17 protein-coding genes are annotated in these 20273 nt (G+C 61.7%); 6 read left to right on the top strand and 11 right to left on the bottom strand.

From position 1 onward, the window contains the following. Nucleotides 1-128: 128 nt before the first annotated feature. From AC097L_RS10690 to AC097L_RS10700, 3 genes are read left to right on the top strand one after another with little or no spacing between them, the layout of a single operon-like run. Nucleotides 129-1121: an HlyD family secretion protein gene (locus tag AC097L_RS10690; RefSeq protein ID WP_479586711.1), complete on the top strand. Its 993-nt coding sequence runs from the start codon at nucleotides 129-131 to the stop codon at nucleotides 1119-1121. Further along, nucleotides 1118-3841 carry a ribosome-associated ATPase/putative transporter RbbA gene (gene rbbA / locus AC097L_RS10695; protein ID WP_479586355.1) on the top strand — a complete coding sequence of 908 codons (2724 nt, stop codon included), beginning with the start codon at nucleotides 1118-1120 and terminating at the stop codon, nucleotides 3839-3841. The genes AC097L_RS10690 and rbbA overlap by 4 nt, the downstream gene beginning before the upstream one ends. Beyond that, nucleotides 3842-4963 (top strand): ABC transporter permease, encoded by a 1122-nt coding sequence (locus AC097L_RS10700; protein ID WP_479586356.1) that lies wholly within the window; start codon nucleotides 3842-3844, stop codon nucleotides 4961-4963. It abuts the gene before it with no gap. A gap of 23 nt (nucleotides 4964-4986) precedes the next feature. On the opposite strand, the gene AC097L_RS10705 is transcribed toward AC097L_RS10700, so the two are convergent. The 8 genes from AC097L_RS10705 to AC097L_RS10740 form a co-directional block, all read right to left on the bottom strand. Then, nucleotides 4987-5814, bottom strand: a complete 828-nt coding sequence (locus tag AC097L_RS10705; RefSeq protein WP_479586357.1) for a universal stress protein — start codon at nucleotides 5812-5814, stop codon at nucleotides 4987-4989. 34 nt (nucleotides 5815-5848) lie between these two features. Next, on the bottom strand, nucleotides 5849-6946 hold the full coding sequence (locus AC097L_RS10710; RefSeq protein WP_479586358.1) for an Acg family FMN-binding oxidoreductase: 1098 nt from the start codon (nucleotides 6944-6946) through the stop codon (nucleotides 5849-5851). Nucleotides 6947-6987: 41 nt separating this feature from the next. Further along, on the bottom strand, nucleotides 6988-8022 hold the full coding sequence (locus AC097L_RS10715) for a zinc-dependent alcohol dehydrogenase (protein WP_479586359.1): 1035 nt from the start codon (nucleotides 8020-8022) through the stop codon (nucleotides 6988-6990). Between the two features lie 28 nt (nucleotides 8023-8050). Further along, nucleotides 8051-9511 (bottom strand): NAD(P)(+) transhydrogenase (Re/Si-specific) subunit beta, encoded by a 1461-nt coding sequence (locus AC097L_RS10720; RefSeq protein WP_479586360.1) that lies wholly within the window; start codon nucleotides 9509-9511, stop codon nucleotides 8051-8053. 10 nt (nucleotides 9512-9521) lie between these two features. Next, nucleotides 9522-9896 (bottom strand): NAD(P) transhydrogenase subunit alpha part 2, encoded by a 375-nt coding sequence (locus tag AC097L_RS10725; protein WP_479586361.1) that lies wholly within the window; start codon nucleotides 9894-9896, stop codon nucleotides 9522-9524. A gap of 23 nt (nucleotides 9897-9919) precedes the next feature. Further along, the gene (locus AC097L_RS10730) at nucleotides 9920-11050 is read right to left on the bottom strand and encodes an NAD(P) transhydrogenase subunit alpha (protein ID WP_479586362.1); all 1131 of its coding nucleotides are present in this window, start codon (nucleotides 11048-11050) and stop codon (nucleotides 9920-9922) included. 14 nt (nucleotides 11051-11064) lie between these two features. Further along, nucleotides 11065-12447, bottom strand: coding sequence for an NAD-dependent succinate-semialdehyde dehydrogenase (locus AC097L_RS10735; RefSeq protein WP_479586363.1), 1383 nt, complete (start codon nucleotides 12445-12447; stop codon nucleotides 11065-11067). Nucleotides 12448-12536: 89 nt separating this feature from the next. Further along, nucleotides 12537-13034 (bottom strand): ornithine carbamoyltransferase, encoded by a 498-nt coding sequence (locus tag AC097L_RS10740; RefSeq protein ID WP_479586364.1) that lies wholly within the window; start codon nucleotides 13032-13034, stop codon nucleotides 12537-12539. Nucleotides 13035-13265: 231 nt separating this feature from the next. On the opposite strand from AC097L_RS10740, the gene AC097L_RS10745 reads away from it, so the two are divergent. Beyond that, a complete protein-coding gene (locus AC097L_RS10745; protein WP_479586365.1) occupies nucleotides 13266-13982 on the top strand; it encodes a Crp/Fnr family transcriptional regulator in 717 nt (238 codons plus the stop codon). Here AC097L_RS10745 and AC097L_RS10750 read toward each other — a convergent pair. Together AC097L_RS10750 and AC097L_RS10755 are read right to left on the bottom strand one after the other, a co-directional pair. After that, complete coding sequence (locus tag AC097L_RS10750) at nucleotides 13969-16050, bottom strand: PAS domain S-box protein (RefSeq protein WP_479586366.1); 2082 nt, start codon at nucleotides 16048-16050, stop codon at nucleotides 13969-13971. The genes AC097L_RS10745 and AC097L_RS10750 overlap by 14 nt on opposite strands. 37 nt (nucleotides 16051-16087) lie before the next feature. Further along, nucleotides 16088-16816 carry a winged helix-turn-helix domain-containing protein gene (locus AC097L_RS10755; RefSeq protein WP_479586367.1) on the bottom strand — a complete coding sequence of 243 codons (729 nt, stop codon included), beginning with the start codon at nucleotides 16814-16816 and terminating at the stop codon, nucleotides 16088-16090. A 205-nt stretch (nucleotides 16817-17021) separates the two neighbouring features. Here AC097L_RS10755 and AC097L_RS10760 point away from each other — a divergent pair, with 205 nt between their 5' ends. Then, on the top strand, nucleotides 17022-17675 hold the full coding sequence (locus tag AC097L_RS10760; RefSeq protein WP_479586368.1) for a BON domain-containing protein: 654 nt from the start codon (nucleotides 17022-17024) through the stop codon (nucleotides 17673-17675). 60 nt (nucleotides 17676-17735) lie between these two features. Continuing rightward, nucleotides 17736-18239, top strand: coding sequence for a DUF1269 domain-containing protein (locus AC097L_RS10765; protein WP_479586369.1), 504 nt, complete (start codon nucleotides 17736-17738; stop codon nucleotides 18237-18239). 133 nt (nucleotides 18240-18372) lie between these two features. Here the strand turns inward: AC097L_RS10765 and glmS are convergent, their stop codons facing one another. Then, the gene (gene glmS, locus AC097L_RS10770) at nucleotides 18373-20253 is read right to left on the bottom strand and encodes a glutamine--fructose-6-phosphate transaminase (isomerizing) (RefSeq protein WP_479586370.1); all 1881 of its coding nucleotides are present in this window, start codon (nucleotides 20251-20253) and stop codon (nucleotides 18373-18375) included. Nucleotides 20254-20273 lie beyond the last annotated feature (20 nt).

A 20273-nucleotide genomic window follows, 5' to 3' on the forward strand; every position in this document is an offset into this window, starting at 1 on the left:
TTGCCGCCAGCCCGGCGCCCCCATCGCCCAAGTTGCCACCTCCGCCAGCCATCCAGAAATGGAAACCCTGGTTGGTGACCGTGGCCATCGCAGCCACGCTGGCAGCCGCCGGCTACTTTGCCTGGCAGATGCTGCACCCGCAGGGCCCCGGCCCGGGCTTTGTCAGCAGCAATGGCCGCATCGAAGCCACCGAGATCAATGTGGCGGCCAAGCTCGGCGGCCGCGTGCAAGACCTGCTGGTGGACGAAGGTGCGTTTGTGCAGGCCGGGCAAGTGCTGGGCCACATGCAAGTGCAGACGTTGGAGGCGCAGCGCGATGAAGCCCGGGCGCACCAGCAGCAGGCCGTGACCGGCATCGATACCGCTGTGGCCCAGGTTGCCATGCGCGCCAGCGACCGCCTAGCCGCACAGGCCGTGGTGGTGCAGCGGATGAGCGAATTCGACGCGGCGCAACTGCGTCTGCAACGCTCACAAATTCTGGCGCACGAAGGCGCCTCGTCCGAGCAGGAGCTGGACGACGACCGGGCCCGGGTGCGCAGCGCGCAGGCCGCGGTGGATGCCGCCCGCGCCCAGGTGGCCGCCGCCAGCGCCGCCATCGCTGCAGCCCAAACCCAGGTAACTGCCGCCCGCTCTGCGGTGCTGGCGGCCAGCGCCACCGTGGTGCGCATCCAGGCCGACATGGACGACAGCGCCTTGACGGCACCCCGTGCCGGCCGGGTGCAGTACCGCATCGCCCAGCCCGGTGAGGTCGTGGCGGCCGGCGGCAAGGTCATCAGCCTGGTCGACCTGGCCGATGTGTACATGACCTTCTTTGTGCCCGAGGCCAACGCCGGTCGGCTGGCACTGGGCAGCGAGGTGCATCTGGTGCTGGATGCCGCACCGCAGTATGTGATCCCCAGCAAGATCTCGTTTGTGGCCAGCACCGCCCAGTTCACCCCGAAAACGGTGGAGACCGCCAGCGAGCGGCAAAAACTGATGTTCCGCGTGAAGGCACAAATCGACCCCGCCTTGCTGCAAAAACACCTGCAGCAGGTGAAGACCGGTGTGCCGGGCATGGCCTGGATCAAAACCGACGCACAAGCAGCGTGGCCCGCGGAGCTGACCGTCAAGGTGCCGCAGTGACAGCAGCCCCGGTTGCGCAGCTGGCCAACGTTCATCTGCACTACGGCAAGACGCAGGCGCTGATCGACATCACACTGGACCTCCCCGCCGGGTGCATGGTGGGGTTGATCGGGCCGGACGGCGTGGGCAAGTCTAGCCTGCTGTCTTTGCTGGCCGGCGCCCGGGCGGTGCAACAAGGCCATGTGCAGGTGCTGGGTGGCGACATGGCCCGCACCGCGCACCGCAACAGCGTATGCCCGCGCATTGCCTATATGCCCCAGGGTCTGGGCAAGAACCTCTACCCCACCTTGTCGGTAGAGGAAAACCTGCAGTTCTTCGGCCGCCTGTTTGGCCACAACAGCGCCGAGCGGCGCCGCCGCATCGACAGCCTGACACGCAGCACCGGGCTGCAAGAATTTCTGTCGCGCCCAGCGGGCAAGCTGTCCGGCGGTATGAAGCAGAAGCTGGGCCTGTGCTGCGCGCTGATCCACGACCCCGACCTGCTGATTCTGGACGAGCCCACCACCGGTGTGGACCCGCTATCGCGCCGCCAGTTCTGGGATCTGATCGACGGCATCCGTGGCGACCGCCCGGGCATGAGCGTGGTGGTGGCCACCGCCTACATGGAAGAAGCCGACCGTTTTGACTGGCTGGTGGCCATGGACGCGGGCCGCATACTGGCCCAGGGCACGCCCGCAGAACTGCGTGCGCGCACTCATACCGAGACGCTGGAAGCCGCCTTTATCGCCCTCTTGCCCGAGGCCCAGCGGCATGGCCATCATGCCATCCACGTGCCCCCGCTGGTGGAATCGGCCCAACCCGAGATCGCCATTGAAGCCCAGGGTTTAAGCATGCGCTTCGGCGAATTTTTGGCCGTGGACCGGGTGGACTTTCGTATCCGGCGCGGGGAGATTTTTGGCTTTCTGGGCTCCAACGGCTGCGGCAAATCCACCACCATGAAGATGCTGACCGGCCTGCTTCCCGCCACCGCGGGACAGGCCTTGCTGTTTGGCAGCAAGGTGAACCCCAAGGACATCGCCACCCGCAGGCGCGTGGGCTATATGTCGCAAGCGTTCTCGCTGTACGCCGAGTTGACGGTCAGGCAGAACCTGGTGCTGCACGCGCGTTTGTTCCAAGTGGCCGAGGCCGAGATTCCCGACCGCGTAGACGCGATGGTGCAGCGCTTCAAGCTGCGCGAGGTCTTGAACAGCCTGCCGGAAAGCCTGCCGCTGGGCATACGCCAGCGCCTGTCGCTGGCGGTGGCCATGGTGCACAAGCCCGAGCTGCTGATCCTGGACGAGCCGACCTCCGGCGTGGACCCGGTGGCGCGCGATATGTTCTGGCAGCTGATGATCGACCTGGCCCGCAACGACCTGGTGACGATCTTCATCTCCACCCATTTCATGAACGAGGCCGAGCGCTGTGACCGCATTTCGCTGATGCACGCCGGCCGGGTGCTGGTGACCGACAGCCCGGCCGGGCTGGTGCGGCAGCGTGGCACTGAAAATCTGGAGCAGGCCTTCATTGCCTACCTGGAAGAAGCCACCCCTCCCGCCCCCAAGGCCGATGTTGCACCAGAGCCCGCGAAGACGGCTGGAGCGGCGGCCCGCACACGAGGCTTCAGTTTTGCACGCGCCTGGAGCTATACGCTGCGCGAGTCGCTGGAGCTGCAGCGCGACCCGGTGCGGGCCGCACTGGCGCTTCTGGGCACGGCATTTTTGATGCTCATCATGGGCTACGGCATCAATCTGGATGTGGAAAACCTGTCCTACGCCGTGATGGACCAGGACCAGACAGTGCTGAGCCAGAACTACGTGCTCAACCTGTCCGGTTCGCGCTATTTCATCGAGAAGCCGCCCATCACCAGCTATGCCGAACTGGACCAGCGCATGCGCAGCGGAGAGCTGTCGCTGGCCATTGAGATACCCCACGGCTTCGGTCGCGACATCGCGCGCGGCACGCCGGTGCAAATGGGTGCGTGGGTCGACGGTGCCATGCCCGCCCGGGCCGAAACCGTGCGCGGCTATGTGCAGGCCATGCACACCATGTGGCTGGCCGACATGGCAAGCCACCGGCTGGGTCAGTCGATGGCAGCGCCCGCCAGTATCGAAAGCCGCTACCGCTACAACCCCGATGTCAGAAGCCTGCCCGCCATGGTGCCAGCGGTGATTCCCATGCTGCTGATGATGATCCCGGCCATGCTGACGGCGTTGTCGGTGGTGCGCGAGAAAGAGATGGGCTCCATCATCAACCTCTACGTCACCCCGGTCACCCGCAGCGAGTTTTTGCTGGGCAAGCAGCTGCCCTACATAGCGCTGGCCATGTTCAACTTCCTCTTGATGGCAACGCTGGCGGTGACGGTGTTTGACGTGCCCATCAAAGGCAGCTTTGCCACGCTGACGGTCGCGGCACTGGTATTTGTGCTCAGCTCCACCGGCATTGGCCTGCTGGCCTCCACTTTCACCAAGAGCCAGATCGCCGCGATATTTGTGACCATGATCGGCACCATCATCCCCTGCGTGCAGTTTGCGGGCCTGACGAATCCCGTGTCCTCACTCGAGGGCATGGGTGCGGTGGTGGGGCACATCTATCCCGCCACGCACTTCTTGACGATCTGCCGGGGGGTGTTCAACAAGGCGCTGGATTTCTCCGGCCTGGGCCCATCGTTCTGGCCTTTGCTGATCGCCGTCCCCGTGATCCTGCTGATGTCCATAGGGCTGTTGAAAAAGCAGGCAAGCTGAATGCGCATCCCCAATATCTACCGCCTGGGCATCAAGGAATTGTGGAGTCTGGCGCGCGACCCGATGATGCTGGTGCTGATCGCCTACACCTTCACCCTGTCGATTTACGTGGCGGCCACAGCCATGCCGGAGAGCCTGCACAACGCACCGATTGCCATCGTGGACGAGGATGGATCGCCGCTGTCGGCGCGCATCATTTCCAGCTTGTACCCGCCGCACTTCAAGCCCCCTGCCATGGTGTCGCTCACCGAAGTGGACGCGGGCATGGACAGCGGCCAGTACACCTTTGTGCTGGACATTCCGCCCAACTTCCAGCGTGATGTGCTGGCCGGCCGCGCGCCCGCCTTGCAGCTGAATGTGGATGCCACGCTGATGAGCCAGGCGTTTACCGGCAACGGCTACATCCAGCAGATCATTACCAGCGAGGTCAACGAATTTGTGCAGCGCTACCGCAGCACCGCGGCAGCCCCGGTCGACCTGGTGCTGCACATGCGCTTCAACCCGAATCTGGAGCAGGCCTGGTTCGGCTCGCTGATGGAGATCATCAACAACGTCACCATGCTGTCCATCATCCTCACCGGTGCGGCACTGATACGCGAACGCGAGCACGGCACGCTGGAGCATCTGCTGGTGATGCCGGTCACGCCCACCGAAATCATGCTGGCCAAGGTCTGGTCCATGGGCCTGGTCGTGCTGTTGGCTGCGCTGATGGCGCTGGTATTTGTGGTGCAAGGCGCGTTGGGCGTGCCAATCGAAGGATCGGTGGCCTTGTTCATGCTGGTGGCGGCGCTGCACCTGTTTGCCACCACCTCACTGGGGATTTTCCTGGCCACTTTGGCGCGCTCCATGCCGCAGTTCGGTATGCTGCTGGTATTGGTGCTGCTGCCGTTGCAGATGCTGTCGGGCGGGGCCACCCCGCGTGAAAGCATGCCGGCACTGGTGCAAAACATCATGTTGCTGGCGCCCACCACCCACTTTGTGTCTGCCGGTCAGGCGATTCTGTACCGGGGCGCGGGCCTGGCGGTGGTATGGCCGCAGCTGCTGGCCATTCTGGTGATCGGCACCGTATTCTTTTTTGCCTCCCTGGCACGCTTTCGCAAGACGATCAGCCAGATGGCTTGAGTCAGACGTGCCGACTGGCGCTGTCAATGCGACAGCAATGCGCACCGGCCGGTTTGCAGCAGCAAAGACCGGGTGACACCGCCCAGCGCCCACTCCCGCAGCCGGCTGTGTCCGTAGCCCCCGGCAACCACCAGATCCGCCTCATATTCCCAGGCAATCGCGGACAACTGGGCTGCGTCATCCCCGGTGGCCAGAGGTGCCAGGGACTCGGCCACCACACCATGGCGGTGCAACCATGCCACCACATCCGCAAGCCGCGCCCGTGCGGCGACCAGCCCGGGCTCTGCAGCCAACTCCACGACCCGGACATCGGTGGCGGTTTTCAGCAAAGGCAATGCGTCATAGACCGCCCGGCGGGTTTCACGGGTGTCTTTCCAGCCGACGACGACACGTTTGAGCTGCGCCTGTTCTGCGGTGGGCGGCACCACCAGCACCGGGCGTCCTATCTGCATAATGAGATCTCCGGTATCCACGGTTCGGGACGGATCGAACAAATCGCTTTTGGCAACGCTGGTGATGAACAAGTCTGCGCTGCGCGCCTCACTTGCCAGGTAGTCGCTGAGCGAAACATAGCCAGTGGTGGACCGCCACTCGACCCAGGGCACGTGGCTCTGCAGCGCGCTGCGGAACTCTGCCTCGGCCTGGGCCATCTCTTTGGCAATCTCTAAGCGGTTTTCCTCAATCAGGTCGCCATAGACATAGCCATCGCCATACACCAACTGCATGGGTTGGCAGGCAGCGATACCCACCACACCAGAGCGGAATCGTTGGGCAAGATTCAAGGTGACTTGCAGTAGCTCTGCATTCGATCGCCCCAACTCCAAATGCACCATCAAAGTAGCGTAGGACATAGTGTCTCCTGTTGAAAAAATTTCTTGGCAGGACTTACGCAAGTCCTGGTTGAATGACTGCGTTGATCGGTCGCCGCAAGGACTGCAGCGTTGCGGCACCGTAGCCAAAGCGCACCACCAAGTCTGGGCGACCGGTGCCGATGCCCAGGTAAATTGCAAACTGGGGGCGCAACTCAGCCACCTCTACTGGCTGGTTAAGCATTGCATTGCGCATGCCCAGCGCAGTCGCCTGGAGCGCGAACCGCTCGTAGCAACGGCCCACTTCAACCCAATGCGCCTTGTCGCTAACATCAGAGACAAAGACCGCCAGGCCGGAAGAACTTCGCACCTGCTTGGCGTACTTGTCGTTTTCATGGTCGGCGGTCATGAAAAAAGGCATGAGCCGTGATCCCAGCCAGTGCGGTAGCGTGGGGTTGCCGGAAGCGGCTGAGAACAAGCCATCCCCTGTGACCAAAGCTTCGTTCGTATTGAAGCGCACCCAAGAGCCGAGCTCCGCCATAAAGGCTGGATTGCCCATCTGTTGGGTGTTGCCGCGGGTCACGTACTCCAAGATCTGCTCCATCTGTGGCCTGCTGGTGAACAGCAGGGGCCGCACCCCTGTGCCGGTTCCCGCTTGCTCCAGCAGCCTCAAATCCCCAGCAGACAGGGTACGACCGTCGTACTCGGCCCGGGTCGATTGGCGCAGGGGAATTGCCTCAAAAAGAGGTGTGCGCAGAGCACGCGTAGCCGTCAGATCGATACGAACCGCACCACTGGCCTCCTGAAACACCACCTCACCATGCAAGCCCACCGCCAGGGCGGCCTGCACCAGGTTTTCAGCAGCGCAGCCAAGGCTCACATAGAGATGATGGTCATCCGGGTCCACCGCTGGGCAGCGCCGCGACAGATCCGGCAAGATGGTGATGCTGCCTTCGCCCAGCTTGAATATCCAGCACTGGGTGTTATGGCTGGAGGGAGCCAGCGTGGCGTAGCGCACCAATTCATGCAACGAGAAACCGCCCGCCTGGGGCTGCACCTGCAAAGGCCTCCGGATATCTTGCACCGCGTTCGCATATCTGTCGTCACCACCGGCGCAGGCCAGCGTCGCGACGGCGGCCGTACCTGAGACAAGGAATGTGCGTCGCTTTGACATGCCATGCTCCGGGTCAACTATCCACCATCCGCCTGGCAGGGTCAGCGATGGGAAAAATCCAGCACCACCCGCGAAGGCACTTCACCGTGGGCCAGCCGTTTGAACACATCGTTGATGGCGGAAAGCGGTTGCAATTCGAAATCCGCCTTCACTTTGCCATCGGCGGCAAACGCCAAGGCTTCGGCCATGTCACGGCGGTTGCCGACGAACGAGCCGCGGATGGTGATGCAATTGGCCACCACATCAAACAAAGGTGTCGGGAACTCCCCCGGTGGCAGACCGACCAGCACACAGGTGCCAAACTTGCGCGTCATACCTACACCTTGTTTGAAAGCTGCCAGCGATGGCGCAGTGATCAGCACCCCGTGGGCACCACCGCCGGTGGCTTTGATCACCTCGGCAATCGCATCGCCGTGCAGGGCATTCACTGTGGCATTGGCGCCAAGCCGTTTCGCGTGGGCCAGCTTGCCGTCGTCGATGTCCACCGCACAGACGTGCAAGCCCATGGCCTTGGCGTACTGGATGCCCAGATGGCCCAAACCGCCGACACCGGAAATAACCACCCATTCGCCCGGCTTGGCCTGGGTCTCTTTGATGCCCTTGTAAGAGGTGATACCAGCGCAGATCAAGGGTGCTGCCTCCTGGGCCGTCAAGCCGGCCGGTATGTGGGCCACGTAATTGGGGTCGGCAAGGATGTACTCGGCAAAGCCACCGTTCTGGGTATAGCCGCCAAACTGGGCTTCGGCACACACCGGTTCACGGGCGGCAAGGCAGTATTCGCAATGGCCGCAGGCGGAATACAGCCAGGGCACGCCCACGCGGTCGCCCTCCTTCACCGCCGTCACACCCGCACCCAGCGCAACGACCAGGCCTATGCCTTCGTGGCCCGGGGTAAACGGCAGCGATGGCTTGACGGGCCAATCGCCGTTGCCAGCATGCAGGTCGGTGTGGCAGACACCGCAGGCCTCGGTCTTGACCAGGATCTGGCCCGGACCTGGGGTCGGTATCGGTACCTCCCTCAGGACCAGAGGTTTGCCGAATTGCTCTACGAAAGCGGCTTGCATGCTGCGTGTCATGGTGATCTCCTTGATGGATGGATGGAAACTAGGCCGCGGCGGCGAGACCCAGGCCTCGCACCGCTTCGATCATCTGGACCAGCACAGCCTGAGCATCGCCATAGACCATGTTGCAGTTGTCGCCGTAAAACAGCGTATTGGCGATGCCTGCGTAGCCCTTGCCCTCGCCGCGCTTGATGACAAAAACCTGCTTGGTCTGGTCTACATTGAGGATGGGCATGCCGAAGATGGGCGAAGCCTTGTCGGTGCGGGCGGCAGGGTTCACCACGTCGTTGGCGCCGATGACCAGCGCGACGTCGGTAGCCTTGAAATCGCCGTTGATGTCTTCCAGCTGAAGGATCATGTCGTAGGGCACGCCAGCCTCGGCCAGCAGCACGTCCATCTGGCCCGGCATGCGCCCCGCCACGGGGTGCACGGCAAACCGGACCGACACACCGCCGGCCTGCAGCAGTTTGACGAATTCGAACAGCTTGCCCTGGCCTTGGGCCACCGCCAGGCCGTAGCCCGGCACGATGATGACCGACGTGGCGTAACGCATGGCGATGCCTGCGTCACCGGCCTGCATGGGTTTGAGCTCGCCCTGGATCTTGCCGGGCTTGTGCTTGGTAACCTCGCCAAAATTACTGAACACCACGTTTGCTACGGAGCGGTTCATGGCTCGGCCCATGAGCAGTGTCAGCAACAACCCGGCCGCGCCGACCACCATACCGGCCACCATCAGTGCCGGGCTCTGCAGCACAAAGCCTTCGAGCCCCACCGCCAGGCCGGTGAAGGCATTGAAAATGGAGATCACCACCGGCATGTCCGCACCGCCGATGTGCAGCGTCATCAAAACACCCAGGGCCAACGCGCAGCCAAAGAACAGGTACACAAAAGCCGGTGTCACCTGCAGCAGCGGGGCTATGTCCGCACGGATAGTCGCGATATAGGTGCCGATGGCCAGAGTGAGTACCAGCATCAGCGCGTTGAACGCCTGCTGCCCCTTCAGCCGCAACGGCTGCTGGATCACACCGTCCAGCTTGGCCCAGGCGATAAGCGAGCCCGACAGCGATACCGAACCGATCAGTGCACCCAACAGCGTCACGACGAGGATGGTCAAACTGTGGGCCTTGTCTGCCAGCAACTCCGCGGCAGCGATGGCTGCGGCTGCACCACCGCCCATGCCGTTGTAGAGCGCCACCATCTGCGGCATAGCGGTCATGGCCACCGTACGCCCGCTCCACCAGGCGACACCGCCCCCGAGGCTCAGCGCGAGCAAGGCCAAAGCGATGTTGGTCACCAGATAGGGCTGGGCCGCGGCGCTAACGCCAAACGCATGCAGAAAGCTGGCGGCAATCGCCATGGCCATGCCCACGCCAGCAACAAAGATACCCGAAGCCGCCGTGACCGGAGATGCCATGCGGTGCAAGCCGTAGAGGAACAGGAAGGCCGCAGTGATGTCGGCCGCGACGATGCCGAGTTGGGCCAGCTGAAGAACAATGATGGGCATGGTGCTGGTCTCAATGCTTTTTCTTCACCGGCAGGCGTTTGACCTTGCTCTGGGCCGCGAGGCTTTTGACCTTGCCGTGGGCCGCGGTGTGGCCACTGGGCTTGAACATGGCCAGCATGCGGTCGGTTACCGCATAGCCGCCGGCCGCATTGCCTGCCCCCAACAGGACCGCCAAAAAGCCCAGCACTTGCTCTTGCACGGAGCTCGCATTCAGCAGCGCGTAGATGCCGCCGACGACCACAATCCCGTGCACGAAGTTCGAGCCCGACATCAAAGGGGTGTGCAGGATGGCCGGTACGCGACCGATGATTACCCAACCTGCAAAGGCTGCGAGCAGAAAGATATACACGGCGACGAAGCCAGAAATTCCAATGGAGAATTCCATGATGGTGTCCTTTTGCGACTCTTTTAGGCTGATGCCAATGCGCGTTGTGGAGTGCTCAGCGATTTGTCCTGGCCCGCATGCGTGAGCACCGTCTTGGCAAGAATTTCGTCGCTCCAGTCGATGACGATGACGTTGTCCTTGAGCATCAGTGCGAGCAGGTTGTACTGGTTCTTGGCGTACAGCGCGCTCGCGTCTTCGCCCAGCAAGGATGCGACGTTCAGCGGTGCCAGGATGCGCACCTGGCCGATCTGTACAGTCTCTCCTGGGCGGGTGTCCTCGCAGTTGCCCCCGCCTTCTGCCGACAGGTCGACGATCACAGCACCGGCCTTCATGCCGGCGACTTGGGCGCGGCTGATGAGTTTGGGAGAAGCTTTACCGGGAATAGCGGCCGTGGTGATGACCAGGTCCGCCTTCTGGATGTGCGCCGTCAAGACGTCCGCCACCTTGGCTTTTTCTTCAGCACTCAGTTCGCGGGCGTATCCGCCTTTGCCTGTTGCGTCCACCCCGGTATCGACAAAACTGGCCCCCAGGGACAGTGCTTGTTCCCGTGTCTCTGGGCGAACGTCATACCCCTCCACGATGGCACCGAGCCGGTGGGCGGTGGCAATTGCCTCCAGGCCAGCGACACCCAGGCCCATCACCAGCACATGGGCCGGCCCGAGGGAGCCCGCTGCGGTAGTGATCTTGGGCAGCACCCGCGCCAGCTGCGTGGCCCCCAGCTGCACCGCGTAATACCCCGCCAAGGCTGACTGGCTGGACAGTGCATCCATCGCCTGCGCCCGGCTGATCCGCGGCACCCGCTCCATCGCAAAGCAGGTGATCTTTTTGTCCAGCAGGCGCTGCACCAGCGCCTGCTGGTTATGCGCGTAGACGAAGGAGATGAGGATCGCGCCCTCTTGCATCGCATCCACCACCTCCAGCGCGGGGGGCTGCACGCACAGCACCACGTCCGCATCACGAACCATGGCGATACGGTCTTCCATGATGGCGACGTCTTCGAACGCGGCATCGTCCAGGTGGATGGCTGCACCGGCGCCGGCCTGCATGTGCAGCCTGGCACCCAGCTTACGTAGCTTGACCACTACAGAGGGCACCAGCGCCACACGGCGCTCGTGCGGCTGGGTTTCCTTCAGAACGGCAACGTTGACGTACATGGCACTCTTCGGAGTCAGGCTGGTGCGTCCAGCACGGCCGTGCGCACCAGCTTCTTGTTGACGAACTCCTGGATGCCCATGTTGCCTAGCTCACGGCCGTAGCCGGAATACTTGATGCCTCCAAAGGGCAACTCCGCGTCGGCCCAGTCGATGTTATTGATGAAAACCATGCCGGTGTCCACGCGGCTGGCCACGCGTTTGCCGCGCGCCAGGTCTTTTGTCCATACCGAGCCGCCCAGGCCAAAGTCAGAATCGTTGGCCAAGGCAATCGCTTCATCCTCGTTCTTGACGCGGTAAAAAGAGACCACGGGGCCAAAAAATTCGTCTCTGAACGCCGGATTGCCGGGTGCGATGTCTGTCAGGATCGTGGTCTCCATGAACGCCCCTGGGCGGGCTATGCGCTTGCCGCCCATCAACAGCTTGGCACCATGGGCCACGGCAACGTCCACCTGCTTGAGGAGTTGCAGCAACGCCTCTTCGGTGGACAAAGGGCCATGCGTGGTCTTTTCGTCCATCGGATCGCCTGGTACCAAGGCCTCCAGCGCCGTCTTGAATTGCGCAAGAAACTTGTCCGCCACCGAGTCCAGCACAATGAAGCGCTTCGCGGCGCAGCAAGTTTGCCCGGCGTTGTACATCCGCCCCCACACTGCCCAAGGGATGGTCTTGTCCAGGTCGGCATCGTCTAGCACGATGAAAGCATCGCTGCCGCCCAGCTCCATCGAGGTCTTCTTGAGGTTCTGCCCGGCGCGCGAGGCCACACTTTTTCCCGCTGCGACGCTGCCCGTCAGGGCCACGCCTTTGATGCGCGGATCGTCAATCACCAGGTCCGACTGTTCATGTGAAATCAGCAGATTGGTATACGCGCCCACGGGTGCGCCCGCATCGATCAAAAGCTTTTCGAAAGCCATCGCGCACTGCGGCACGCAGCCCGCATGCTTTACCACCAGCACGTTGCCGGCCATCAACTGTGGCCCCGCCACACGCGCCAGTTGGTAGTAAGGGAAGTTCCAGGGTTCCACGCAGAACAGTACGCCGAAAGGGCTGCTCTCCATGTGGGCTTCGCCGACCTTGGGGTTCAGCTGCACAGGCGCCAAAAAAGCCTCGGCATGCTGGGCGTAGTAGGCCAGGATGTCGCCGCTGAATTTGACCTCGGCGCGCGCCTCGCCGATGCGCTTGCCCATCTCCATTGTTGCTAGCTTGGCAAAATCATCCGCTTGCGCATGCAGCAGCGCGCCGGCCTTTGCCAGTATCTTCGCCCGCTCCGCATAGCTGGTGTGCTTCCAGGCCTGGAAGCAGGACTCTGCCTGTGCCAGCGATACCTCTAGTTGCGGGCTGCTGAGATGCTCAAAGCTCTTGAGAATCTTGCCCGTGTTGGGGTTGGTGCTTTGGTAGGTCATGGTCTGGCTTTCGTGAGGGTGTTGGATAAGCCATTGTTCGGCCGAGTAGCTCGGCTGGGCTTGATCTAGCGCAAGCTAAGCCCAGCCACTCAAATATCCTTGATGCTTTGCAGCAATGCCGCCTGCAACACAAACCGGTGCTTGTCCTCAAGGGAAGTAGCACCGCCCAGTAGCGCAACACACCGTGCAACAGGATGGTGCAGCGACGCAATGCAGTGGTACACCGGAATGCCTGCATGCTTACGCACCTGCTGTACCAAGGGCAATGCCAAGTTTTGGCACTCCACCGCGTCGTACAAACGCCCCATCAGCTGCGCGGTGCGCTGCACCTCCAGCGGAGTACTCAGCTCTGTGAGGCTGGGTCGTATATGCGCCACATGCGCACCCAGCTCCTCTGCGGCGTGGCGAAAGAAAGTCGCTTCTAATCCATGCTCGTCTTCGCAGAGCAAAGCAGTTTTTTTACCCCCTAGCAACGGCTGGACGCAGCCAGCTTCAAAAGCCTGTTGCAGCCGATGCGCATCCACCAATAGCGCTAAGTACAGCTGGTCGAAAGCCTGTGCGCTACGGTGTTTTGGCAAGTGGGTCATGGTGCTTTGCGTGCGGCAGGCAATAGCACCTGCACGCTGCAGGCAGCTTAGCGATTCGCTCTCTTACGGGCTTGATGCACATCAAGATCGACCGTGCCGCCGAAGTGATCTGACGTTGTTACACAGCGGACACCTACCCGCGACACAACGTTACCGAGTGACGCACACGGTTGTCACCAGATTGCCTATCGCCGCCTAGCATCCACCCTACAAACTACACAGGCGTTCGAAATGCATACCACCAGCCAAGAAATTGCCGAAACTCTGCAACTGCTCCACGATGTACTGGCCCCGCAACGCCGCGTAGTGCATGCAGGCGACCGGGCCTACCAGGCAGGCTCGCCATTCCTCAACTTGTACATCCTGCATGCAGGCATATTCAAAGTGGTGAATCTGACACCAGACGGCCGCGAACAGGTCGTTGGCCTGAAATTCCGAGGCGATTGGCTCGGCTTTGACGGCATTGCCCACGGTCGGTACTCGTGTGAAGCTGTCGCCATGGACACCGGCGAAGTCTGGGTCATTCCATACGAAAAGCTGATCCATGCCTGCGCTGCACACCCGGTGCTACTCACGGTACTGCACGAAGCCATGAGCCGCGTGATTGCCCATGACCGCGACTCACTCATGTCGGTGTGTACGCTGACAGCCGATGCACGCGTGGCAGATTTCCTGCGTTTCTGGGCCGAATCACTGGCCAACCGCGGCATGCGGGCTGACCAGATCACTTTGCGCATGACACGTGCCGAGATTGGCAACTGTCTGGGTCTGACGCTAGAAACGGTCAGCCGCGCTTTGTCCAAGTTGGCACGCGACAAAGTGATTGCGTTCTCCACGCAGGGTCGGCGGGACGTCAACATCCCAGACGTTGGTGCTCTTTCCGCATTCATACAGCGCTGTCTTATGCCGCTGCCCAAAATTCGACATGAAGCTGCTATGGCGCATTGACCACGCGAACAATTGCCTGCAAAAGCTCATCGCGGGTAAATGGCTTGCGCAGAAAATCCCAATGCGAAGGCGATGAACGGTCGGCATCCAGCAGCTCTGACGAAAAACCCGACATCAGCAGCACCGCCATACGGGGAAACCGATGCTGGGCCTGCGTTGCCAGTTGGGTACCCCGCAAACCCGCGCCAAGCGCAATATCCGTCAGCAGTACATCGAACACGGCATCTGCATGCAAAGCCAGCAGGGCTTGCTCGCCGCTTGCCTCGGTAGTTACTGCACAGCCCATAGCCTCCAGAAAGGTCCGCACTACGGATCGCACTTCTGAATCATCTTCGACCAACAGCACCTTCAGACCATCGGGCAGAGCCCGAGATATACCGGGCTCCAATAGGCTGGCGAAAGTGTCGTTCTTGGCCACGGGCAGATACAGTGTCACCACGGTACCGACCCCCATCGTGCTGTCGATGCTAATAACGCCCTTTGACTGTTTCACAAATCCATACACCGTACTGAGTCCCAAACCGGTACCCCTGCCAGCTTCCTTGGTGGTGAAAAATGGTTCAAACGCGCGCTCCTTGACTTCGTCGGGCATGCCACTGCCCGTATCAACTACCGAAATCGCCACGAAGCTCCGGTCTGGCGTACCCAAGTCATCGACTTCATTGCGCAACTCGCTAGGCAGGGCACTGCGCACCTCGGCACGAAAGCGCAATTCCCCTCCCATCGGCATCGCATCGCGGGCATTGATCGCGATATTGAGCAACGCGGATTCAAGTTGGCTGGGATCTGCCAGTACCGGCGGGCATACCACGTTGATGTTGACATGGATGCGTATGCGCTGGTCTAGTGTCCTTCGCAGCATGTCAGACAAAGCATGCAGCAGCTCGCCGACATCTACGGGCGCAGGCTGCAGAACCTGTCGACGCGAAAACGCCAGCAGCTTGCCCGTGAGCTCGGCCCCGCGCTTGCTCGCCCTTGTGGCAGCCGCTACCAGTTGCTGGCCGTAGCTGTCATGCGCGAGTGACGGCAGTTCCTCCAGTACTTGCAAATTCCCCAGAATGACCGTCAGAAGGTTGTTGAAATCATGGGCAATCCCGCCCGTGAGTTGACCCACGCTCTCCAAACGCTGCGCATGGTTGAGCGCCTCCTCCGTTAAAGCCCTCTGCAAACTGGTCGCGAGCAGATTAGCCAATGACTGCAAAAAGCCCACTTCGTCCTCGCCAAAATGGCGTGGGCCGCGCGCACCTACCGAAAGCACGCCAATCATGCGGCCCCGGTCCAACAGCGGCACCGCGAGCGCGCTGGTCATACCGGCATCCAGATATGCCTGCGGCACACCAAAGCGGGTCTCGCTACGGTAATCCTCCACAGTCACAGGGCCAGCCTGCAAGAGAACAAAACCGGGTGGCGTATCAACAACATTCGGCACGCGCTGCCCCACGGCTTCACCGTCCACCAGGCCGACACCGCTGGCGATACGGAATTCGAGCAAATTGCGCTCCAACACAAATACCGTGCCCGCATCCACCTGCAGAGCCTCCACCGCCATCGCGGGCAGATGGTCCAGCAGCACCTGCGGATCTCGGGCATCCACGGCAAGCCGCCCCAGTTGCGCCAGGTGTTCGCTGTAGCGTGCCCGCTGCAGTGCCTGTTTCACGCGCGGGTAGGCACCAATACCCCGCACCGCCACCACCACGAATGGCAGACCGTGGTCTTGCAGGGGACTCAGCGCGATCTCTACGATCACCTCACTGCCGTCCTTGCGTTTGGCAACCAACTCCATTTGGGTCCCCATGGGCCGCGCACGCGGAGCCTGTCCATACGCCTCACGGTAAGAGGCATGCCGCGGACGGATGCTGTCGGGCACCAGCGCATCCACGTTCAAACCGGCCAACTCCTCAGTGCTGTAACCCAACAGACTGGCCGCGGAAGGGTTGGCGAGCACGATACTGCCGGTTTGGTCTACCAGCAGCAGTGCGTCGGGGTAGGCGACAAATAGCGAACGAAAGACGGTGTGCTCGTCAATGCCGAAAGGCAAGGTAGAAGTCTGCAGAAATGCGGAGGTCATGGCGTTCAAGATAGGCTGATTTGGTGCGCGCGCAGACTCATCCGCTTGTCACCGGTGGAACCAAGATATAGCCGGCCCCGCGTACGGACTTGATGATCTGCGGGTCTTCTGCATGCGCCTCCAGCTTTTTGCGCAAGCGCCCCACCTGCACGTCGATCGTCCGGTCAAACGGCGCCGCTTCGCGGCCCCGGGTGTGTTCCAGCAGCACGTCGCGCGACAGTACACGCCCCGGACGCTGCGCAAAAACACACAGCAGATCAAATTCGCCACGGGTCAAGGCCACGTCCTGCCCCTGCAGCGACGTGAGCCGCCGAGCCACAGTATCCAGTTGCCATCCGGCAAACACGAATGTGGTGCGCGGCACAATTGACGGGGGTAGCGCGGGCGTTCCACCCAAATTTGTCCGCCGCAGAACCGCGTGGATACGCGCCAGCAATTCGCGCAAATCAAACGGTTTGGTCACATAGTCATCGGCACCCACCTCCAGGCCGACCACCTTGTCCACGGCATCCCCCCGGCCAGTCACGATCACCAGGCCACACTGCCAGTTTTCGCGCAGCTTGCGGGCAATTGAAACACCATCTTCCCCCGCAAGCCCCAGATCCAACAGCACCAGAGCGGGTGTATCGGCCTGCATGACCTGCATCAACGCGCGGCCACTGTGCACTTGCGTGACACGGTAGCCACGGCTCTGCAAATAGTTCGCCAACAACTGGGTAATGTCTACTTCGTCGTCGAGAACGGCGATATGCAAGGTGATGGGCATGCAGGGCGGCTCACTGAGAACAACACGCCAGCCCCTTTGCCGGTCCAGACAAGCATAGCAGCAAGCCAAAACCAATCGGGCTTGCATCGCCAGGCTCTTGGAGGCTTGGTGCCATCAAAGATGCGGCGCTTGATGCATATCAAGACCATCCGCGTACCCACCGCGCATGCTGCAGTCTTCATTCACCCCCCAGAGAAAGCCGAATATGAAAACCGACACACAACTGCAACAGGATGTTCTCGCAGAGCTGAAATGGGAGCCGTCGGTCAACGCGGCCCAGATCGGTGTTGAAGTGAAAGATGGTGTCGTGACCCTGGCAGGGCACGTGGGTAGTTACGCGGAGAAGTGGCACGCTGAACAGGCCAGCCAGCGTGTATCGGGCGTAAAAGCCCTGGCTGTCGAAATGGACGTGGCACTCCCCGGATCGAGTGCGCGAACCGATGCGGACATTGCACGCACCGCCGGAAAGGTTTTGCAATGGATCAGCTTTTTGCCAACAGACGCAGTGAAGGTGCTTGTAGAGGGCGGCTGGATCACGCTGTCTGGCGACGTGGACTGGGAGTACCAGCGCCAGGCGGCTACCAATGCCGTGCGCTATCTCATGGGAGTGACCGGTGTCAGTGACCAGATCACGCTCAAAGACAAGGTGTCTCTAGATACCGTGCAGTCGGAAATAGAAGCTGCTTTGCGACGGCGCGCCGAGAGCGATGCACACAACATTGGCGTAGAAGTGATTGGCAACGATGTGACCTTGACGGGCACCGTCCACAGTTGGTCGGAACGTGAACTGGCCACACATTCCGCATGGAGCGCACCTGGCGTGCAAAACGTGTGGGACAGGATGACGGTTGCTTATTGAGCCCGCCCCAGCCCCAAACATTCAGTTCCCCTGCCAAAGAACCAAACCCAAGGAAACACCATGCAAACAGAGACTTCACCCGCTTATATATTCGCGACCCATACCAAAGCAGAACAGGCCATTCAGTTATTGAGCCGATCAGGCTTTGACGTGAAGAAGTTGTCGCTCATAGGCAAGGGGTACCACAGCGAAGAGCATCCGCTCGGCTTTTATACCGCGGGTGACAAGATCAAGTCTTGGGGCGGTATCGGCGCCTTCTGGGGAGGTATCTGGGGCTTGCTGCTGGCTCCAGCCGTATTTTTTCTGCCCGGCATAGGGCTTGTCGCGATGGCAGGCCCGGTGGTTGCATTGTTGGTCGGATTTCTGGAGGGTGCCGTACTGGGAGGAGGCTTATCCGCCCTAGGTGCCGCGCTGACACAGATTGGTGTGTCCAAAGACAAGGTCATCAAATATGAAACCGCGCTAAAAGTAGACAACTACGTGCTTTTGGTGCACGGGAGCGCGGAAGATCGAGAAAAAGTCGGCTCCATACTTGAAGATTCAAAGGTATCGGAAGTCGCCTGAATTTCACAGCACGCTCTTCGCCAGTTGCCGGGCCGTGTGCCGCCGCATCACTTCGCTGCACGAAATGAGCGGCATCCAAGCCCTGCAAGCTCGCGCCTACGGCGGCAGTGCGGCTTGGCCGCACGCGTGCCCGTCATTCGACGGTCACGCTCTTTGCAAGGTTCCGTGGCTTGTCAACATCCGTGCCCCGCGCGCAGGCCGTGTGGTACGCGAGCAATTGCAGCGGCACCACGTGCAAGAGCGGCGACAGCGCGCCGTAATGCTCGGGCATTCGGATGACATGGATACCTTCGCTACTTTCGATGTGCGAGTCGGCATCGGCCAGCACGTAGAGCACGCCGCCGCGGGCGCGGACTTCTTGCAAATTACTCTTTAATTTCTCGATCAGAGTGTCATTGGGGGCCACGGCAACCACCGGCATTTCGCTGGTCACCAGGGCCAGGGGGCCGTGTTTGAGCTCACCTGCGGCATAGGCTTCGGCGTGGATGTAGGTGATTTCCTTGAGCTTAAGCGCGCCTTCCAGGGCAATGGGGTAGTGCAGGCCACGGCCCAGGAACAAGGCGTTTTCTTTGGGCGCGAAGTCTTCGGCCCAGGCGATGAGCTGTGGCTCCAGCGCCAGCACCGCTTGCAGGGCGGCGGGCAGGTGGCGCATGGCTTTGAGGTGCCCGGCTTCTTCTTCGGCGCTCAGGCGGCCCTTGGTTTTGGCCAGGGCCAAGGTCAGCAGGAACAGGCCCGCCAACTGGGTGGTAAAGGCCTTGGTAGAGGCCACGCCGATCTCAACCCCGGCGCGGGTGATGTAGGCCAGCTCGCACTCGCGCACCATCGCCGAGGTGGAGACGTTGCAGACCGTCAGCGTGTGCTGCATGCCCAGGCCTTGGGCGTGGCGCAGGGCGGCCAAGGTGTCAGCGGTTTCGCCGGACTGGGTGATGGTGACCACCAGCGTCCTGGGGTTGGGCACCGAGTCGCGGTAGCGGTATTCGCTGGCAATCTCCACCTGGGTGGGCACCTTGGCGATGGATTCCAGCCAGTATTTGGCGGTGCAGCCGCTGTAGTAGCTGGTGCCGCAGGCCAGTATGAGTACCGAGTCAATGTCGGCAAACACTTTGGCTGCGTTCCCTCCATTGGGGCCATCGAACAAGCCAGGCACGATGGATGTCACGCCTTCCAGCGTGTCGCCGATGGCGCGGGGTTGCTCGAAGATTTCCTTTTGCATATAGTGGCGGTACGGGCCCAGCTCGGCCGCGCCGCTGTGGGCGTGCACGGTTTTGACGCTGCGGATAACCGGCTTGTGGGCCTTGTCCACGATCCAGTATTTGCCCAGTTGCACGTCCACCACGTCGCCCTCTTCCAGGTAGACGATCTGGTCGGTCACGCCGGCCAGCGCCATTGCGTCGCTGGCCAAAAAGATCTCGCCCTGGCCCACGCCCAGGATCAAGGGCGAACCGGCACGGGCGCCGATGATGCGGTGCGGCTCGTCTTTGCTGAACACGGCAATCGCGTAGCCGCCGCGCAGTTGCAGCACGGTGGCTTTCACGGCTTCAAACAGGTCGCCGTTGTACAGGCTATCGACCAGGTGGGCGATGACTTCGGTGTCGGTCTGGCTGGTGAACACGTAGCCCTTGGCTTGCAGGGCGGCGCGGAGTTCGTCGTGGTTTTCGATGATGCCGTTGTGAACCAGGGCGATGCGGCCCGGTCGGTCGGCCGAGTCCTTGCCGGGGCCGTGGCTGAAATGAGGGTGGGCGTTGTGCACTGCGGGCGCGCCGTGGGTGGCCCAGCGGGTGTGGGCGATGCCTGTGCCGCCTTCGATGTGGTCCTCGGCCACCTGGGACATCAGCTCGGCCACGCGCGAGGTGCTGCGGGCGCGGCGCAGGGCACCGGTGTTTTGCGTGGTCTGGCCGTTGTCCTGGATGGCCACGCCGCAGGAGTCATAACCCCGGTACTCCAGCCGTTGCAGGCCCTGGACCAGAATAGGGACGATATTGCGGGTAGAGACTGCGCCAACGATGCCACACATAGAAAACTCCGAGGTTGTTG

Source organism: Rhodoferax sp. RT5P35 (assembly GCF_056521385.1).

Bases quoted from the DNA above. Each gene is read 5' to 3' on its own strand.
- AC097L_RS10755 (WP_479586367.1), bottom strand. From the start codon at position 16,816: ATGCCCATCACCTTGCATATCGCCGTTCTCGACGACGAAGTAGACATT.
- AC097L_RS10765 (WP_479586369.1), top strand. From the start codon at position 17,736: ATGCAAACAGAGACTTCACCCGCTTATATATTCGCGACCCATACCAAA.
- AC097L_RS10690 (WP_479586711.1), top strand. From the start codon at position 129: ATGCTGCACCCGCAGGGCCCCGGCCCGGGCTTTGTCAGCAGCAATGGC.
- glmS (WP_479586370.1), bottom strand. From the start codon at position 20,253: ATGTGTGGCATCGTTGGCGCAGTCTCTACCCGCAATATCGTCCCTATT.
- AC097L_RS10715 (WP_479586359.1), bottom strand. From the start codon at position 8,022: ATGACACGCAGCATGCAAGCCGCTTTCGTAGAGCAATTCGGCAAACCT.
- AC097L_RS10710 (WP_479586358.1), bottom strand. From the start codon at position 6,946: ATGTCAAAGCGACGCACATTCCTTGTCTCAGGTACGGCCGCCGTCGCG.
- AC097L_RS10720 (WP_479586360.1), bottom strand. From the start codon at position 9,511: ATGCCCATCATTGTTCTTCAGCTGGCCCAACTCGGCATCGTCGCGGCC.
- AC097L_RS10705 (WP_479586357.1), bottom strand. From the start codon at position 5,814: ATGTCCTACGCTACTTTGATGGTGCATTTGGAGTTGGGGCGATCGAAT.
- AC097L_RS10760 (WP_479586368.1), top strand. From the start codon at position 17,022: ATGAAAACCGACACACAACTGCAACAGGATGTTCTCGCAGAGCTGAAA.
- AC097L_RS10730 (WP_479586362.1), bottom strand. From the start codon at position 11,050: ATGTACGTCAACGTTGCCGTTCTGAAGGAAACCCAGCCGCACGAGCGC.
- AC097L_RS10735 (WP_479586363.1), bottom strand. From the start codon at position 12,447: ATGACCTACCAAAGCACCAACCCCAACACGGGCAAGATTCTCAAGAGC.
- AC097L_RS10740 (WP_479586364.1), bottom strand. From the start codon at position 13,034: ATGACCCACTTGCCAAAACACCGTAGCGCACAGGCTTTCGACCAGCTG.
- AC097L_RS10745 (WP_479586365.1), top strand. From the start codon at position 13,266: ATGCATACCACCAGCCAAGAAATTGCCGAAACTCTGCAACTGCTCCAC.
- AC097L_RS10725 (WP_479586361.1), bottom strand. From the start codon at position 9,896: ATGGAATTCTCCATTGGAATTTCTGGCTTCGTCGCCGTGTATATCTTT.
- AC097L_RS10700 (WP_479586356.1), top strand. From the start codon at position 3,842: ATGCGCATCCCCAATATCTACCGCCTGGGCATCAAGGAATTGTGGAGT.
- AC097L_RS10750 (WP_479586366.1), bottom strand. From the start codon at position 16,050: ATGACCTCCGCATTTCTGCAGACTTCTACCTTGCCTTTCGGCATTGAC.